An 18,402-nucleotide genomic window follows, 5' to 3' on the forward strand; every position below is an offset into this window, starting at 1 on the left:
TTTGATTTTTCAAAACCCCTTAATTTATTTCTTCTTCGATTATTGTTTCCTGTGATACCTCGTCAGATAACTTTGTCTCTTCAGTTATCACTTTAGTTTTCCATGTTCCCTTTGCAAACCATAAAATAGTTATGATTGCCGCAACAACATTGGATACAGGAAATGCTATCCACAAACCTACCTCTGCAAGTTTAGTGTGCATAGATAGGATATAGGACAATGGAAATCTTAAAATCCACAACGAGATTATTGACAGAACCATAGAAACCATGGTATTTCCTGTTCCTCTGAGAGCTCCACTTAAAGCCTGTTGTACTCCGATAAAACCAAATGCTAAAGCCATTATTTTAATAAATAAGGCACTTGACCGGATGGTTTCAATCTCCCCCGGAATGAATATTGCAGAAATTTGATTGGCAAAGAGGAATACAATTATACCCACAAGAGTTAAAAAGATAAAGCTAGTTAAACTGCTCAATTTTACAACTTTTTCAACCCTATCCAATTTTTTAGCCCCCATATTCTGTCCAACTAATGTTGAGGCAGCCATAGACAAGCCCATTGAAGGGATAATAACAAAACTACGGATTCTGTTTCCTATTCCATAGGCTGCAAGGGTATGTGTTCCAAAAGTTGCGACAAGAAAAGTCATTACTATCATTCCCAATGCTCTGGTTGACTGTTCAATTGAGGCTGGAAATCCAAGCTTAAACATTTTTTTAATCAGGGGCATATCTGGTTTCAGGTCTTTTAGATGTAATTGAATCTGATATTTCCCCTTTATCAATAACATTATACCGATTATCGCGGCAAGTCCCTGCGTTGTGATTGTAGCTACTGCGGCTCCGCCAACACCAAAAGCCGGTATAAACTTATATCCAAATATAAACAAAGGATCAAGAAATAGATTCAATATAACTGTTCCTAAAACAATATAGGCTGGCGTTTTCACATCCCCAACCCCTCTCATTAATGATTGGAAAACCATATACGTAAACATAAAAATCATTCCGATAAAAGAGATTTTCATATATGAGACTGCACTTGAATAAACGCCTGGCTCTGCACCCATTAAACCAATCAAAAAAGGAGATAGTATGTAACCAATAACTGCTAAAATAATAGAAATAATTACAACCATTATTAAAGTTTGAGAAGTAATGTGATTGACGGCTTTTTGGTCATTCTTTCCTTTATATTGGGCGACAAGAATTGTTCCTGCCATGGCTAATCCGCCACCCAATGAAATAATTAAAAAAATAAGGGGGAAACTAATGGAAACAGCAGCTACAGCATCTGTGCCAAGTCTTCCTACCCAAAAAGTATCAGTCAATTGATATGCTGTTTGTAAAATATTTGCAAATATTATCGGAACGGCTAAAACTATTAGCGATTTTAGAATAGACCCTTCAGTTAAGTTATTTTTTTGATGCATGTTAATTACCTGATAAATTAAAATTGGTTACCACTCAGCAGCGAAATTAACAATAAATTGTGTATAATTTTTTGACAATAACAGACAGCCAATAAATATTAACCCAACTTGTTAAAAATGCCACCCAAAATCAAAAAAAATGCAGTGTTCCCCCTGTAGGGGCAAAACAAATTTATAAAGCCCTGGGGTATAAAACCGTACCCTACTATATGAAAAAACCTGTGTTACCCGAAATATGAATATCTTAAACCCATCCGGCTGGAATACAGAATTTTATGATAGTAAGATAACAAGTTGGGTTAACTGATATTTTTATAAAAATGTAGATGAGCAAAACATTTACATTGCGAGTTGCAGAGGTCACTATAATTAACCCCCAAATACTCATTTCTCTCTGTAAAAGTAACTTTGCTTCTCATCCTTTACATCGAAAGTAAAAACCTCCTTTTTTGTATCATCATAAAAAACAGAAAGCAAGCCAATATCACCGGCGCAAAAGAGGCTGTGCGCACTCATAACAATCAGGAAAAAGTAAAACAGTGGCTGATTCCAATACAGAATTATTCCTGCAAGGGTAATAATTTTCACCACAATAAGTGGAGTCAGCGCTACAAAAGTAAATTGTTTCCGGTTCAGTACATGACGGTCGGCCTCGGCATAAAAAATGAATTTCTTCAAATACCCGCCAAAGGCAACATGTTTGGCACCGGTAAATTTTAGCGCGATTCCATGTAAAACTTCATGAATAATAATTAACAAAGAAAGGCTAAACCCGAGTGCCAAAAGCGAAATAAGCAATGGTTGGGCTTCATTGCGAAAAGCCAGCACGAGTGCACGGGCCAGAAAAAACATGCCGGTTAAAACCATCAACAACTGGTAAACGGCAAACATTTTTACAATTTTACTGTCGCTGCCGGTAAGTTGCTGCAGCACAAAATCTTTGATCTGCCCGTGATTCAGTTCGGCAATTATTTCATATTCTTCCCCATTTTTTAATTCTTCAACTGTTAAATTCGCCATTTCTATTCGTATCTGATTATTTTATAAAGGTCTTTTAAACTAATTAAACCTAAAAAGAAAGCAAAAATAACAGAAACAAAAATCATAAGCAGGTATCCGTAAACCCAGTTTGAAAAAAATTCAGACAACCAGCCGAAAAGAGCAACCGCCCCCACAAAAAACAACAGTTTGAAAATGTACATCCATTCAATTTTCAGCTTTAAAATAAAAACCGCAAGCGCAAGTTGTACTGCACCCGTAAAAAGCTGGGTAACCAGGCTGCTGTATGCCGATCCGTAGGCCTGAAGGCGTGGAATCAGAACAAGATTAAGAACTACATTCAGCACCATTCCTGAAAATGCCATAATATTAAGCTGCTTTAAGCTTCCGTTGGCCGTTAAAAGTGTTCCAAAAATGTAGGTAGTTGCAATCCCAATGAAGCCGATCATCAGGATTCCGAGAATATCTGACGAATAAGCAGTATTTGATGTATAGAGAAGCGACATGATTTCGCCATCGTAATAAACACTTGACAATGCAACTACTACAGCCGGCACTATCAGCAAAGAATAGGAAAGCTTCACCATATCGCCAATGGGCTCGCGCTGCTTAATCATTCGTGCAAAAATAGGAAGCAGCAACCCTGCAAACAGGGCCCCGAACATGGATACCGCATCGAGCAATCGAAAAGCCTGTGCATAAATTCCGGCTTGCTCTTTACCGTTTGAACCGGGAAGCAGGCGTTCGAGCATCACCGAATCAATGCGGTTATACAACGACATCAGCAAAATAAGGAGTGCGTATGGATACGATTTTCGTAAAAAAACAAAGAAAAACCTCCAGTTAAACCGTACTTTAATCCTGCCCGATTTTTTCAGCACGATTGCAAACGTGATAACAGCAGTTAAAATATAAGCTGCTGTTTGAGCATACACAAACCACTCGATGGTAAAATGAGGCCTGAAAAAATCGTTAAACAACAGCACGCTGCATATTATAATCATTATGCTGCGGTCGAGCACCGAAACCAGGCTGTCGGTGCGAAAAAGATGCAGCCCGCTGATATTGGAACGCAGATATAGTGTAAATGAGATTAGAAACTGATTAAAAATCAGGAAAAACAACAGGTGTAACTGAACTTTATCGTACCCGATTATGAATGCTACAGTTAAGCTGAAAACTGCATAAACAATGGCCAGCACAAGCTTCAGCCCGACTATATTCGACAAATGTTTTGGGAGCAAAAAATTATGTTGGGCAATATTCCGGTTGTTGTAATTGGTAATTCCCACATCGAGCAGGATGTTGAGGATCATTGAAAAATTAAACAGTGCAAAATAGAAACCATAACTCTGGTCGCCCACCATGTTTTGCACGGTGCGGTCGATCCCAAAAATCCAAAAAGGCTTTATTAAAAGATTGAGGAAAAGCAGTAATATGAGGTTAGTTACAAATTTGCGTTTCAAAACCCGTCATTTAACATGGTTGCTTCATAATTTGAACGCGTAAAAGTAAAAAATATTTAATCAGACTTTGTACATTTACCCAAAATAGAAAAACGGATTAATGGTTATTGCCGTAAACACCCGGTTATTAATTGAGGACAAACTGGAAGGAATTGGCTGGTTCACGTTTGAAACGCTGAAACAGATAACGCAAAATCACCCCCAGCATCAATTCATTTTCATTTTCGACCGCCCCTGCAGTGAAAAATTCATTTTCGCTAAAAACATTACTCCCGTTGTTATTGGCCCTCCTGCCCGGCATCCGGTTTTATGGTATTTATGGTTCGAATTCCGGATTCCGCGCATACTGAAAAAATACAAGGCCGATTTGTTCCTTTCGCCCGACGGATATCTTTCGCTTAACACCAAAACTCCGCAGCTGGCTGTTATTCACGATATAAATTTTGTGCATCGCCCCCAGGATTTACCCTGGTTGAAAGCGAAATATTACAACCACTTTTTTCCGAAATTTGCCCGGAAAGCCACCCGCATTGCAACCGTTTCAAACTATTCTAAAACAGATATAACCCGCTCTTTTAATATTGATGTCGCCAAAATTGATGTGGTTTACAACGGAATAAACACGGTATATAATCCTACCCCAGCTCAAAACCAGAAAGCGACCCGCGGGAAATACACATCCGGCAGTGAATATTTCCTGTTTGTGGGCGCGCTGCATCCGCGAAAAAATATTACCGGGCTGCTTGAAGCTTTCAACATTTTTAAAATGGAGGATGAAAAAGGAATTAAACTACTCATCGTTGGCGGGCAAATGCACAAAACCGGGAAAATTTCCAAAACGTACAAAAACATGCAGTTTAAAAACGATGTGGTATTCACCGGACGTGTTACAACTTCTGAGCTGCATTCCATTTTGGGAGCAGCCCTGGCACTCACCTTCGTCCCGTTTTTCGAAGGTTTCGGAATCCCTGTGGTTGAAGCCATGAGCGCCGGCGTTCCGGTAATTTGCGCCAACACAACTTCACTGCCCGAAGTAGGTGGCGACGCGGTAATTTATGTTGATCCCAACAATTCCGGACAAATTTCGGATGCCATGACCCTTTTGGCCGGCAACCCGGAAAAACGCAGCGAACTGATTCAAAAAGGTTTCACCCAAAAAGAAAAATTCAGCTGGGGGAAAACAGCAAAACTTCTTTGGAAGAGCATTGAAAAAGCAATTCCCGATAAATATTAAACACCTTCCAAAAAAAATTGACAAAAAAGACATTTTATTAAACCTTTTTGCTCCCTGCTTTTTTGTATATATCCAGGCGGTTGTTGGCTACATCCGTGAAGCCGAAAAAGAAGAAGGTGCTGTAAAACCACCAGCTCCTGAAATGGTGGAAACCATGGATTATTTTATGGAAGTGGAAACATTTGCCGACAACCTTGAAATTCCATGGGCCATTGATTTTATTAATAAAAACACGGCACTGATAACAGAACGCACCGGACGATTGAGGATTGTTAAAAACGGGGCACTTCAGGCCGAAGCGGTAAAAAATACACCACAAGTATTGCACGAGGGACAGGGAGGTTTGCTCGATGTGGCAGTCGACCCGGAATATGAAGAAAACGGATGGATTTACCTGGACTACAGTCATGAACTTAAAGAATATGAAGGGAACCGGCCTCCCGCAATGACCCGTTTGGTACGGGGAAAAATTAAAAATAACCCACATGCCGGGAATGGAGCAACCCAACTTTTACTGGAAACCCTCCATGCCGTTTGCGGGCTTGATTTTTACCGGGGCGATTTATTTGAAAAATGGAAAAACAGGCTTCTGGTAGGTGCATTGAAATACGAAGAAGTACGACTGCTGCAAATAGAAGAAGACCGCGTAGTTCATGAGCAGGTCATTTTTAAAGGAGCCGGCCGTGTGCGCGATGTTTCAACCGGCCCCGACGGTGCTATTTATGTAGTATTGAACAAGCCAGATAAAGTGGTTCGACTAACACCCGAAGAATAAAATATTGTTGAGCTGATTAACTTAAAAAAGGCTGTTTTCAATAAAAAGACAGCCTTTATTTAAAACTATTCTTCAGCATCAGGGTTTTTCAAAAATGGAATCATCGAGCGGAACACCAAATTCTATTTCTTCAAAAATAATATTGGCCGAACCCATGGGTGATTTCTGTTCAATTTTCGTGGCCATTTTAATGCCGTCAAAATCTTTGTAATCACCCATAATTTGCTCGATAGTAATTTCCTGTCCCTGTGCTTCCACTTTTCCTTTTACTGAATGCACCAGATAACTGTCTGTATCGATGTAATAATTTCTTTCCACCCCATCTTCGCCGGTTAGTTTAATATTGAACACTTCGGCATCGCCTAAAAATTCTTTCCCGAGCAACTCGGCGGTAAATCCCTTTTCTTCGTAGTTGTACAGTTCCCCGTCAATATCGGCCTGGGTCATGGCCTGCTCCAGTTCCGCCCCAGTAAGCGCCTGAGGTTCAGAGCTAATCCACGGTGCAAGCATCCATCCTTTTTCGCCGTTATAAGTACGAATCATTTTTTGACCCTGCATTTCCATTTCCATCCTGAATTTATCGGGACGCTTCATTTTCATGTTCATAGGAATTTCCATTCCCATCTGTTCAACTTTTGCCTTTATCCTGTAAGACTCTATATCTGACAGTTTTTCCTGACCGATGGCTTTGAAGTGCTTATCTAAAACATCCTGCAGATTTTGGGCCTGGACAATATTTGCAGCAGCAAAAACCAGGATAACCAGAGTTAAAATTGTTTTTTTCATTTTCCAGAAATTTAGTTTTAAAATTTTGTGACCATTAAATATTTATAAGTAAAAAATTTACTGTTGAAATTACAATAAAATGTTGTTTTCTCCACATTCAGAAATAAATTTCAGCAAAAATCTTATTAAACGGAATACCTTTTTCAATTAACAAATCGCAGACTTCAACCTCTTTATTCCCGCTGCAAATACTGTAAATACGCGGAACCTGCCCGGGCGAGAGGCTTATTTTAACTACCTGCCCCGGAATAAATTCAAAATCACGCTTAAAGGAGATGACATGAACTCCCGGAGAAATTTCTTCGTTGTTGGTTAACTCATACGCTTTCATTTATTGCAAGGCCCTCTTGTGTTATTCCTTCAGTTATTGGCGAAAGAAAAGGTTACCACCAGGTTTTCGGTTGAACTAACTGTCATATTATTTACCTGGTAGTACACCTCAAGATTATTCATGGTACTCAACTGATCTGAATTGCCCCGCAATTCAACGGGAGTAACACGGTGAGCTTCCAGGGTAACTTTTGCAGGCGCATCGAACCCGATTCCGGGCTGAACGAGCTCAAGCTCAAAATCGACATCCGAAGTATTTTCTATCTCAATTACTTTCGCCTCTCCGTTTTTTAACTCAAGCGGAGCTTTATTTATTTTGAGTGAAGCAAAGAATAAAGGCTCCAGCAACAAAGCCTTTCCCATTAAAGTATTATTGTAATATACAACAGTACGTTTCTTAAAAAGCGCTTCCCGCACGCCTCTTTCTGTCCGGCTACTGGCAAAAACAAGCGTTAACGGACGATGACTGTTTTCCACATCATAAGCCATACCAATGGGCGGGTGAATATCAGTATTGGCAAACATGGTCAGGTTTTTTTCGTTGGCCCAGTCGATTGCTTCCGGGTAATAACTTTTATAATTGTACACCTCAATCCCGTGCAGCAAATCGCTGTTTAGCAGTCGTGTATGCTCAACCCACCAAAGTGTGGTATCAGGTTGCTGGGCTTTCCAGCCCGGGTGGTTCCAAAAAATAAATGCGCCCTGATCGCGGGCCTCCTGCAAAGCATCAAAAACATCATCGCGTTCGAGCAGGTTAGCATTTTTTATGAACAGCGTATTCAGATGGCCGGGAGGCATTCCCCGGGTAATTTCAGCACCTTTCACCAATATCAAATTTAATTTTTCGGCCAGCGGGCTTGCTATTTCGTAGGAGCGATTGTGGTCGGAAACAACATCTTTTGAATGAGGCCTGTACTCAATATGGTCGGTAATTGAAATCACATCCAGCCCTTCGCGCCAGGCTTCTTCAACCCTTACGGTTGGCCAAACTGTGCCGTCGGAAAAAACAGTGTGCATATGAAAATCACATTTTAATGTTTGATAGCCCGGAATATCGGGAATATGGATAACATTCCGCGTTTGCCCCATTGAAAACTGAGCTGTAATTAAAAGAACCGAAAGAATTAAATAGGTAAATTTTTGCATCGTTGTATGGTTTTAAAAAGTTCTTGTTTTTAAAAATAAATATCTGTGTTTTTATTGAACTATCAAGTATTAAGTTTATTAAATAATCAATAATTGTAAAGGAATAATTAATTTTAGAAAAAATCAGCCTATCTTTTTAAAAATATTAAAAAGACTTTTGGTTTAAAAGTAAATAATTTCAATCTTTGTTGATATTCGTAAACTATGGAAAAACTATTTAAACATACCGGAAACCAAAGCCAGGGTGTTGAACAGAAAAAAGTTACACACAAAAAACAAATTTTACGGACCCTCTATTTTCGCGGCCCATTATCCAATTCAGAGTTATCGAAGGTTATAAAACTCAGCACACCAAAAATCAACAGCTTGTTAATTGAGCTTATAAACGACGGGTTGGTAAACGAACTTGGCAGGGGCGATTCAAGTGGTGGTCGCCGGCCTAACATTTACGGCCTCGTAGAGAATGGTTTTTATGTTGCCGGAATAACAATAAACATCAACCGGACCATCATTTCCATTTTTAACAGCAACAATAAAGAAATAACTGAACCTCAGTACTTCCCTGTTAAAATGCAGGCCGATTTCAATATTTTCCATCAGGTGAATGAAAAGCTCGATGAAGTTGTTCAGAAATATAATATCGACCGAAAAAAAATATTGTCAATCGGACTTGAATTACCGGGGTTGATTAACCAGAAACAAGGTGTCAACAAAACCTATTTCCCTGAAAATAAAAACCTTTCGGAGGAACTGAATAAAATATTCGGAATGCCGGTGTACTTTAGTCACGACTCAAAGCTCCGTGCATTTTCAGAACAACATTTCGGGTTGGCCAAAAACAAGAAGAACGTAATAATGATTCAGGTTGACTGGGGCCTGGGTATCGGAATCATCATAAACGGAAAGCTGTACTCCGGGAAATCAGGATATTCGGGTGAGTTCGGCCATTTACCCATTGTTGACAACGGCGTACTTTGCAGTTGCGGCAAACAAGGTTGCCTCGAAACCATAGTTTCAGCTACTGCTATTACCCGCATGGCAAAACAAGGGATTGAAAATGGTACTTCATCGCTGATAAGCGATTTGCTGAACGGTGACCTTGAAAAGATTGACATATCAACAGTTATTCAGGCGGCCAACCGCGGCGACCAGTTTGCCATCTCCATTTTTTCTGATGTGGGCTACTGGCTCGGAAAAGGAATTGTTTACCTCATCCAGATTTTCAATCCTGAACTTATAGTGCTTGGCGGAAGGGTTGCCGAAGCCCGGCAGTTTATTGCGGCTCCAATTCAGCAAGCCATTAATACATTCAGCAACAGAGATATTAGCGACGACACCGAAATTAAATTTTCTGAACTTGGCCAAAAGGCCGGACCAATGGGTGCAGCTGCCTATGCGATTGAAAAAATGGCAGCACTTAAATAAATACGTATTGCGAAGCAGTACACTTTGAATTATACTTAAATAGAGCAAACATAAAAAATGATAAAACGATGAAAATTAATTTTTCAAAAGTAGAACAGGCATTTTTCGATGAGTCGGCAATTAAAAAAATTTCAACGAAAACACCTTACATAGCAGTAGATAGCTTTCCAAAGCTGGGGCTACTTTCAGCCCTGAGTTTTTTGGAATGGGTCTCAGAAAATCCCAATGGTGTTGTAACATTGCCTACCGGAAAAACTGCACAATACTTTATAGATTTCACCCACCTGCTGCTTGACAACTGGAACAATAAAAAAGGAAAAGATATACTCGAAAAATACGGTTTATCCGACATGAAAAAGCCCGAATTAAACGGGCTCCATATTGTTCAGATGGGTGAATTTTACCCCATAAATTCAGAACAGCACAACAGCCTGTGTAATTTTATTGAAAAAAATTATATTGAAGGTTTTGGCCTCGACTGTGACAAAGCACTGCTTATTGATTCAAACAAAATTGAACTGGCAGAAGAAAAATCATTCCGCGAGGTTTTTCCGGATTATAAAATTGACCTGACTTTACGTTACCGCGAAGCAAAAACTTACAACGAGCAGCTGCAGAAAGAGTCGATATTCAAAATTGACCAGTGGTGCACTCAATACGAAAGCAAAATCAGGGAAAAAGGCGGAATTGGATTCTTCCTTGGCGGAATTGGCCCCGACGGGCATATTGCGTTCAACACCCGCGGGACACAACATTTTTCATCAACCCGTCTTACAGAAACCAATTTTGAAACACAGGCAATAACCGCTGCCGATTTGGGAGGCATTGAAGTTTCGAGCAACCGCCTCGTAATTACTGTGGGGCTGGGCACACTTGGCTTTAATCCTGAAAACAAAGCCATAATTTACGCTGCCGGCGAAGCCATTGCCGAGGTCATAAAAAATTCACTGGAAAGCGAACCGCACGTACTTTACCCGGCCACTTCGCTGCAAAAACTGAAAAACAGCCGTTTTTACCTCACCGAAGGAGCTGCTGTAAAACTGGAAGATGCCGTTGAAAATTATTACGCCACCGGACCGTGGACGCATCAAAAAACAGAACGTGCCGTAATGGAACTGTGCAAAAAAATAAACAAATTCGGAGGCAAACTGCAACTTGAAGATCTAAAAGCAGACAAATACTGCAGCCGGATTCCGGATCTTAACAAAGACACCGTTCAGTCAGTTATTGACTCCATTGAGGCGAAAATAAAAAAGGGGATGGTAAAAGAAACCAACCAGGTTTTTTACCACACCGGCCCGCACCACGACGATATTATGCTTGGAATTATGCCCCTTACCAACCGGCAGTCGCGCGATGCAAGCAACGAAATGCATTTCTCCGTGTTAACGTCAGGCTTCAATGCCGTAACCAACACCTTCCTCTACGATTTGCTTATCGACACAAAAGACCTCATGAGCCAGGGAAAAATTGAAATGGTCGATTACCCCGATTTCTTTAAAGACGGGTACAAATACAAGTGGGATAAAGACATTTACCATTATCTCGACAATATTGCGGCCCAAAACCCCGAGGAAAAAAGACGAGGAGTATGCCATCGTGTGGTGAGGGCACTCGTATCCATCTGGGGAATAAAAAATAAAAGCGAGCTGATGGATGCAACCCACGAAATTTTAACATCACTACGCAGCAGCTACGATGGCAGTAAAAACCCGCCAAAAATCCAAAAACTGAAAGGGATGATCCGTGAGCTGGAAGAAGAACTTGTTTGGGCACACTACGGCACCATGGTAAAAAATGTGCATCACCTCCGACTTGGGTTTTACCAAAGTAATTCGAAAGGGAGCCAGCCCGATATGGAAAAAGATGTAATGCCCATTCTCGAAGATTTCAGAAAATACAAACCCACGGTAATCAGCCTAACAATGGATCCGCAGGGCAGCGGCCCCGACACCCACTACAAAGTGTTGCAGGCTATTGCACGCGCCGTGGAAGAGTGGGATAAAGAAGAGGATTTGAGTAACCTCAGAATTGTGGGCTACCGGAATGTCTGGTTCCGCTACAACCCGTGGGATGTGGAAGTGATTGTGCCCGTTTCATTAAATGCACTGGCCACACTCGACAAATCGTTTTCGGAATGCTACGTAACCCAGGTGAATGCCTCGTTCCCAAGCTACCAGCTCGACGGCAAGTTCAGCGATCTCACGCAAAGCATCTGGTTTGAACAGCACAAACAAATCCAGTTGCTGCTGGGTAAAAATTACTTCTACCAAAACAGTTCGCCACTTCTCAGAGCTACCCACGGAATGGTTTACATCCGCGAACTTAATGTAGATCAGCTTCTTGAGGAAGCTTCAAATCTTGGAAAATCAATGGAAGGAATTTTTTAATTCAAACTAATACAAAAAAATATTTTATAAAAAGAATTATGAGAATATTAATTCATGAAAATTATCAGAAAATTAGCAAGTGGACAGCTTACTACATTGTCAACAAAATCAATGCATTTAATCCAACACCGGGAAAACCGTTTGTGCTCGGACTTCCAACGGGGTCGTCGCCCGTTGGAACTTACAATGAATTGATCGAGTTGGTTAAACAAGGCAGCCTGTCGTTTAAAAATGTAGTAACCTTTAACATGGATGAGTACGTGGGAATTCCTGAAAGCCACCCGCAAAGCTACCATTACTTCATGGATAAAAACCTGTTTAACCACATCGACATTCCGCGCGAAAACATAAACATCCTCAACGGAAATGCGCCCGACCTGAAAAAAGAGTGCGAGGAATATGAACAAAAAATCAAAAGCGTGGGCGGAATTCATCTTTTCCTGGGGGGGATTGGCCCCGATGGGCACATTGCTTTTAACGAACCCGGCTCGTCGTTAAAATCGAAAACACGCATCAAATCACTCACTTACGACACTATTCTGGCCAACTCGCGCTTTTTCGACAACGACATCAACAAGGTTCCCAAAACAGCACTCACAGTAGGAGTTGACACGGTTATGCAGGCCAAAGAAGTGATAATAATTGTTAATGGTTACAACAAAGCCAGGGCTTTGCAAAAAGTTGTTGAAGAAGGTGTAAACCACATGTGGACAGTATCTGTGTTGCAAATGCACCCCGAAGGAATTATTGTATGCGACGATGATGCCACCATGGAACTAAAAGTTGGAACTGTGAAGTATTTCAAGGACATTGAAAACAAGGAACTCTCTGATAATCCTGAATTTAAAAACATTTAATTTTTTTTGAAAATGTGTGAAATGAAGTGCTGCAAACGTTTAATTTTTGCGCATTGATTTCATTGGCTTAACAACAACTTCCTTTCCGCACGACGGGCAGTTGTAAGTTTCGCAGCCGGTGCACGCGAAACAGTTGCTGCAAACCCGGTCGGTATCAAGGTTTGAAAACCTGGAACCACAAGCTGCACAAGTGTAATACTTTTCCTTTCGGCCAACCATCACTAAAAAAAATGTTTATACAACCTGAGCAGGGCAAAAATTATTACCAACGTAAAAATAATGGCGGCCCCCGAGGGGATGTCGAGATAGTAAGAAAAAAACAGTCCGGAAATGGTGCCGATAAAGGCAAACACCGAAGAAAGAACCAGCATTTTCCGGAAATCTTTGGTGAAAAGATTTGCCGTTGCCTGCGGAATGGTAAGCAGCGATAAAATAAGAATAATACCCACCACCCGTATATTCAGCACAACGGTTAGTGCAATCAGGGTAATTGTCAGGTAATTAAACAGGGCAACAGGCAAACCGGCAGCCCGTGCAAATTCTTCGTCGAAAGCGATGTACAGAATTTTACGAAAATAGAAGGCAAAAAACAGGATTATCACAACATTCAGGATAAACATCCAAACCAGCTCCGAAATGGTAACCGTGAGTATATTTCCGAAAAGATAGCTCATTAAGTTGGGCGTGTACCCCGGAGTTAAAAAGACAAAAATGATCCCGAGCGCCATCCCCAGCGACCACCAGATGGCAATGGAAGAATCTTCGCGAACATGCGCCACTTTGGTAAAAAACTGTATTCCCAGGGCCGACATTACAGCAAACAGGACAGCACCCAGAAGTGGATTAAATCCGAGCAGAAAAGCCAACCCGATACCACCAAATGAAGCATGCGTAATTCCGCCGCTCACAAAAACAATACGGCGCGAAACGATGTAACTGCCAATAATCCCACATGAAATACTGGCAAATACGGCAGCCAGAAAAGCTTTCACAAAAAAATCGTATGCAAACAGTTCAATCAGATTACTCATTTTATCCGTGGCGTTTTAAAACGGTATGCGGAATTTCTCCGTGTGTAATTATTTTAATGGGGCAGTTGTAGCTGTCCAGCTGCTCCTGGGTGATAATATTGTCGGGGTGATAGTGCAAACTGTCGTTTACACAGGCAATGGTTTTTACGTAGCTTGAAATGGTACCCACATCGTGCGAAACCAAAACGATTGCCATTTCCTGGTTTAATATTTTCAGCCGCTCGTAAAGTTCCCCTTCAAACCGGTTATCCACAAAAGTATCGGGTTCGTCAAGAATTAAAATTTTCGGGTCGCTAAGCAATGCCCGGCACAAAAACACACGTTGCATTTGCCCGCCCGACAATTCGCCAATTGCTTTATCCCGAATGTTCGACACTCCCATTTCATCAAGCAGCCATTCCACTTTTTGTTTTACCTCGCGGGTGTTAATTTTTTTTGGGTTTTTCATTAACGACCCCGAACGCACGACTTCATAAACGGTTATAGGAAAATTTTTATCGATGTGTTTTACCTGTGGCAGGTAACTAATCGGTTTTTTCTTCATTCTCATATCCTCTCTGAAAATGATTTTCCCTTTCATCGGTTTCAGCAATCCCAAAATAGCTTTCAGCAAAGTAGTTTTTCCTCCGCCGTTGGGACCGATTACACCCAGAAAATCGTTTTCAAAAATCTCGAGATTAACATCGCGCAGCACCGGTTGCTTGTCGTAACCAACCGATAAATTTTCTATTTTAATTAATGCATCCATCAAAAGTTATCGGTTAAAATGTTGGTCAATTCCACCAGGTTTTCAGCCCAGTTGGGGCCAAGCGGGGTGACTTCCACTATTTCGCCACCAACCTCTTCGGCAAAAACACGGGCATGGTCGCGATCGAATTCGCTCTGAATAAAAATTACATCGATATTTTTATCTTTGGCAAGTTTCACAACTTCCGACATGTGTTTTGGAGTGGGCTCTTTCCCGTCCAGTTCAAGCGAATGCTGAACCAATCCGTATTCGCGGGCAAAATAGGAAAGGCTCGGGTGAAAAGTGATAAACTCTTTCCCTTCAAAATTTTTTAGTTTTGTTCTGATTTCATTGTCCAGCTCATCGATTTCTTTTACAAATTGAATGTAATTGGAGTTGTACTTGTCGCTGTTTTCGGGTCGAAGCTCCGAAAGCTCTTCCATAATCCGTTGGGCCATTTGTTTTACCATTGGCGGCGAGAGCCAGGTATGTGGGTCCACACCGTCGATGTGCGCATGATCGCCATGCCGGACTTCACTGCCGGTAATTAAATCAAGTCCTTCAGAAAGATTCACAACTTTCATGTTTTTATTGGACTGCTCAATTTTATCTTTCCACGAATGTTCAAAACCAATATAACCAATGCGGAACCAAATTTCGGAACGGGCAATTTTTTTAAGCTGCGAAGGCAGCAAAGTGTAGGTGGCAGGACTTGCACCGGGCGGTATCAGCACGCTAACTTCAAAATCGTTACCACCAATTTTTTCAACAAATGTTTTTTGTGGCAAAATACTTACAGTTACTACCTGTTTTCCTGAATCCTGATTGTTTGTTTTTTTTGAATTACAGGAAAAAAGCAGTGCAGTTAAAGTAAGTAAAAAAAATAGTTGTTTCATTTTAGCTTTTTCTGAATGTGTTGAATAAAACAATAAAAGACAAATTTAGTTTTTCGAAATGGAATTTCCTTCCATATTTTTAAAATATCAAAGGTTCATTTTTTTGACCTTGATTTTTGTTTTGGGAGGAACAGGATCATAACCTTCGGTACCCCAGGGGTGGCATTTTGCAATTCGTTTTGTGGCCAGCCAAAATCCTTTAAACGGTCCGTGAATTTTTATAGCCTGAACCGCATACTCCGAGCAGGTGGGGTAATGACGGCACGAAGCCGGGGTTAAAGGCGAAATGGCATACTTGTAAAAGTAAACCGGCACCAGTAAAATCCAACCCAAAACTCTCAAAACTATTTTTCCGACCCGTTTCATTAAACTCAGTTTCAGGCAAAATTAAAACTAATTTTTACTTTACTTTGTTAATATGACTTTTGTAGGTACTCTTATTTCCGTCTTCAGTGTACTTTTCCCTGCAACTAAACTCATTAGCAGTTTTTTAACCATCCAAAAGAAGATTCAACAAGGTAAGTCCGGGTAAATATTTTTCTATACCGATGTACTGTTTTTATTCAGAATAAATAACACTAAAAGAAGCATGTACCCGAAAAGAATTCCATAATATTTTTAAATTTGTTGTTCAAGTTTTTAAAACAATTTAAAACCAGAATAAATTTCTGAAATCACTTATCGATTACTACTAATAATTATAAAATATTTAATGATGAAAAAAGTTGCAATTGGTGTAGATGTTGGAGGAACCAACACGGCTATTGGGGTAGTTGACCCCGAAGGAAATGTAATGGTGAAAGATAATATTTCAACTCCCTCGCACGGAGATATCGAAAAGTATATTTCTGACTTGGCCGATGCAATAAAAGAACTGATAAAATCAGTTAAACTTTTAAACAAAGACATTGAAATTCTGGGTATTGGCATTGGTGCCCCCAACGGAAACTATTACAGCGGAACCATTGAATATGCGCCCAACCTTTCATTTAAAGGAGTGGTTCATGTTGTAAAATTACTTCGCACCCATTTTTCCGATTTGGAAGCCGTTGCACTTACCAACGATGCCAACGCCGCTGCCATTGGCGAAATGATTTACGGCGGTGCAAAAGGAATGCAAAACTTTGTGCTCTTTACGCTGGGAACCGGCGTTGGAAGCGGCCTTGTTGTTAACGGCGACCTGGTTTACGGACACGATGGTTTTGCCGGCGAGTGCGGCCACACCACGCTGGTTCCCGGAGGCCGAATGTGCGGATGCACCTCCCTAGGTCACCTCGAGGCATATTGCTCGGCACCCGGCATGAAACGCACTGCTTTTGAACTTCTGGCCTACTATAATGCTACCGACAGTGTTTTGGCCAATAAATCGTACAACGAGCTCGACTCGAAAATGATTTATGAAGCAGCAAAAGAAGGCGATAAAGTTGCACTTGAAGTATTTGAAAAAACCGGTGCATGGCTGGGACAAGGACTGGCAGACACTGTTCACCACCTGAGCCCCGAGGCCATCTTCCTTTTTGGCGGGCCTACTGCTGCCGGCGATTACATTTTCAAGCCAACTAAAAAACATATGGAGAAACACCTCCTGCCCATTTTCAAAGACAAAATTAAAATTTTGCCTTCGGAACTCAAGCCCGGCGATGCAGCCATCGTGGGAGCAAGTGCACTGGTTTGGAAAGAACTGGAGAAATAATATTTCACCAACAGGATGTTATGTACTCCACTGCAAAATTGGAGTTACAAAATGCGTAAATAGAGAAGGTAACGACCAACACGTTGCATCAGTACTATAATTTTGTGCTGAATAAGGTTGAACAGGAGCCGTGTACGAGGCCCGTACGCACGGTTCCGTGAGAGGGATAAAGATGGGATAAGTAAATATTATCCTGTCTTTACCCTACTCGATTTTATCATCAAAATTCCGGGAACAAGATTCTTTCCCTGTTAAACGGACTTTGAAAACTCACTCTTTTTTGTTCTTTTTCAGCAGAAATGAATTCTTATCCTTCTCTTTATTTTTAAAGGATTTAACAATGGAATGAGCCGCCAGCGGTGCTGTGAGATAAACGAAAACAATTATGAAAAAATAAAAAATGCCCCGGCCAGCATCAATATTGATATAATTAAATTGAACAACATTATTCAATTTTAGTTTATAGAATCAACATCGCGAGAACAATAATTGACAGGATTGAAACAAATGTACCAAACTCCGGTTTTATTAATGAATATTTTTTCACGCCGGGTATCCTAATTTATGAAAGGATAAATTTCTTAACCCCAAAAATATAAAACAACTGCCCAAAACCCCAAAGCCTGGAAAGCATTCATCCTGGAAGAACTTGGGAATAACCGCCCGTTTATCAGCAAAATCGATTTTCTGAAATCGGAAAAATCAAAACAGGTTGTCCGGACTTTCCAGGTAATTGAAAACCACATCAACCACTATTCGGAAAGGGCCCTGGGCTCGCTGATTATAAGCATGACCCGCGATGTTACCGATTTGTTTACCGTCTTCCTGTTTGTAAGGGAAGCCGGGTTGTCGCATTACACATCGGGTGGATTGGTGTGTCCGTTGCCGGTGGTGCCCCTGTTTGAAACCATTGATGATTTAATTAAAAGCCCCGAAATACTGGATGCTTTTTTAAGCCACCAGGCAACCAAAAACAGCCTGAATTACATTAAAGAGCAGAAAGGCTGGAAAGAAACGGTACAGGACGTAATGATTGGTTACAGCGACAGTAACAAAGACGGCGGGATTCTGACCAGCACGTGGCATTTGTACAACGCCCGGATTAAACTCACCGAAACAGCTAAAAATTATTAAACTCTACAGCGACCTGGTTGAACGAGAAAAAGTAAAAAATGAAATTCTTACCATGTTGTTAAACGAACTCGCTTTAAC

The 18,402-nt window shown here is 40.9% G+C and carries 17 protein-coding genes; 7 read left to right on the plus strand and 10 right to left on the minus strand.

Translation table 11 applies throughout. The features are described from left to right. Positions 1-19: 19 nt before the first annotated feature. From ACTCNA_RS08425 to ACTCNA_RS08435, 3 genes are all read right to left on the minus strand, one after another. A complete protein-coding gene (locus ACTCNA_RS08425; RefSeq protein WP_462947462.1) occupies positions 20-1,435 on the minus strand; it encodes an MATE family efflux transporter in 1,416 nt (471 codons plus the stop codon). 384 nt (positions 1,436-1,819) lie between these two features. Beyond that, on the minus strand, positions 1,820-2,455 hold the full coding sequence (locus ACTCNA_RS08430) for a DUF3267 domain-containing protein (RefSeq protein ID WP_462947463.1): 636 nt from the start codon (positions 2,453-2,455) through the stop codon (positions 1,820-1,822). 2 nt (positions 2,456-2,457) lie between these two features. Continuing rightward, positions 2,458-3,900, minus strand: a complete 1,443-nt coding sequence (locus tag ACTCNA_RS08435) for an oligosaccharide flippase family protein (RefSeq protein WP_462947464.1) — start codon at positions 3,898-3,900, stop codon at positions 2,458-2,460. A 100-nt stretch (positions 3,901-4,000) separates the two neighbouring features. Between ACTCNA_RS08435 and ACTCNA_RS08440 the strand changes: the two genes are divergently transcribed. Both ACTCNA_RS08440 and ACTCNA_RS08445 read left to right on the plus strand, forming a co-directional pair. Next, a complete protein-coding gene (locus ACTCNA_RS08440; RefSeq protein WP_462947465.1) occupies positions 4,001-5,134 on the plus strand; it encodes a glycosyltransferase family 4 protein in 1,134 nt (377 codons plus the stop codon). Beyond that, positions 5,106-5,909, plus strand: a complete 804-nt coding sequence (locus tag ACTCNA_RS08445; RefSeq protein WP_462947466.1) for a PQQ-dependent sugar dehydrogenase — start codon at positions 5,106-5,108, stop codon at positions 5,907-5,909. Before ACTCNA_RS08440 ends, ACTCNA_RS08445 begins: the two co-directional genes overlap by 29 nt. A gap of 78 nt (positions 5,910-5,987) precedes the next feature. Here ACTCNA_RS08445 and ACTCNA_RS08450 read toward each other — a convergent pair whose 3' ends face one another. From ACTCNA_RS08450 to ACTCNA_RS08460, 3 genes are all read right to left on the minus strand, one after another. Further along, positions 5,988-6,695 (minus strand): LolA family protein, encoded by a 708-nt coding sequence (locus ACTCNA_RS08450; protein ID WP_462947467.1) that lies wholly within the window; start codon positions 6,693-6,695, stop codon positions 5,988-5,990. Between the two features lie 97 nt (positions 6,696-6,792). After that, complete coding sequence (locus ACTCNA_RS08455; RefSeq protein WP_462947468.1) at positions 6,793-7,026, minus strand: hypothetical protein; 234 nt, start codon at positions 7,024-7,026, stop codon at positions 6,793-6,795. 29 nt (positions 7,027-7,055) lie between these two features. Next, complete coding sequence (locus ACTCNA_RS08460; protein WP_462947469.1) at positions 7,056-8,171, minus strand: Sb-PDE family phosphodiesterase; 1,116 nt, start codon at positions 8,169-8,171, stop codon at positions 7,056-7,058. A gap of 204 nt (positions 8,172-8,375) precedes the next feature. On the opposite strand from ACTCNA_RS08460, the gene ACTCNA_RS08465 reads away from it, so the two are divergent. From ACTCNA_RS08465 to nagB, 3 genes are all read left to right on the plus strand, one after another. Beyond that, positions 8,376-9,596, plus strand: coding sequence for an ROK family transcriptional regulator (locus ACTCNA_RS08465; RefSeq protein WP_462947470.1), 1,221 nt, complete (start codon positions 8,376-8,378; stop codon positions 9,594-9,596). A 68-nt stretch (positions 9,597-9,664) separates the two neighbouring features. Next, a complete protein-coding gene (locus tag ACTCNA_RS08470; RefSeq protein WP_462947471.1) occupies positions 9,665-11,986 on the plus strand; it encodes a glucosamine-6-phosphate isomerase in 2,322 nt (773 codons plus the stop codon). Between the two features lie 38 nt (positions 11,987-12,024). Beyond that, the gene (gene nagB / locus ACTCNA_RS08475; RefSeq protein ID WP_462947472.1) at positions 12,025-12,843 is read left to right on the plus strand and encodes a glucosamine-6-phosphate deaminase; all 819 of its coding nucleotides are present in this window, start codon (positions 12,025-12,027) and stop codon (positions 12,841-12,843) included. Positions 12,844-13,064: 221 nt separating this feature from the next. Here the strand turns inward: nagB and ACTCNA_RS08480 are convergent, their stop codons facing one another. The 4 genes from ACTCNA_RS08480 to yidD form a co-directional block, all read right to left on the minus strand. Then, entirely contained in the window at positions 13,065-13,874 is an 810-nt protein-coding gene (locus ACTCNA_RS08480; protein WP_462947473.1) for a metal ABC transporter permease, read from the minus strand. Position 13,875: 1 nt separating this feature from the next. Continuing rightward, positions 13,876-14,622, minus strand: a complete 747-nt coding sequence (locus ACTCNA_RS08485; protein ID WP_462947474.1) for a metal ABC transporter ATP-binding protein — start codon at positions 14,620-14,622, stop codon at positions 13,876-13,878. Beyond that, positions 14,622-15,497: a metal ABC transporter solute-binding protein, Zn/Mn family gene (locus ACTCNA_RS08490; RefSeq protein WP_462947475.1), complete on the minus strand. Its 876-nt coding sequence runs from the start codon at positions 15,495-15,497 to the stop codon at positions 14,622-14,624. Before ACTCNA_RS08490 ends, ACTCNA_RS08485 begins: the two co-directional genes overlap by 1 nt. An 87-nt stretch (positions 15,498-15,584) precedes the next feature. Beyond that, positions 15,585-15,863: a membrane protein insertion efficiency factor YidD gene (yidD, locus tag ACTCNA_RS08495; protein WP_462947476.1), complete on the minus strand. Its 279-nt coding sequence runs from the start codon at positions 15,861-15,863 to the stop codon at positions 15,585-15,587. 346 nt (positions 15,864-16,209) lie between these two features. Here yidD and ACTCNA_RS08500 point away from each other — a divergent pair, with 346 nt between their 5' ends. Both ACTCNA_RS08500 and ACTCNA_RS08505 read left to right on the plus strand, forming a co-directional pair. Beyond that, positions 16,210-17,190 carry an ROK family protein gene (locus ACTCNA_RS08500; protein WP_462947477.1) on the plus strand — a complete coding sequence of 327 codons (981 nt, stop codon included), beginning with the start codon at positions 16,210-16,212 and terminating at the stop codon, positions 17,188-17,190. Positions 17,191-17,829: 639 nt separating this feature from the next. Further along, the gene (locus ACTCNA_RS08505) at positions 17,830-18,324 is read left to right on the plus strand and encodes a phosphoenolpyruvate carboxylase (protein WP_462947489.1); all 495 of its coding nucleotides are present in this window, start codon (positions 17,830-17,832) and stop codon (positions 18,322-18,324) included. Positions 18,325-18,402: the final 78 nt, after the last annotated feature.

Source organism: Tangfeifania sp. (assembly GCF_055108615.1).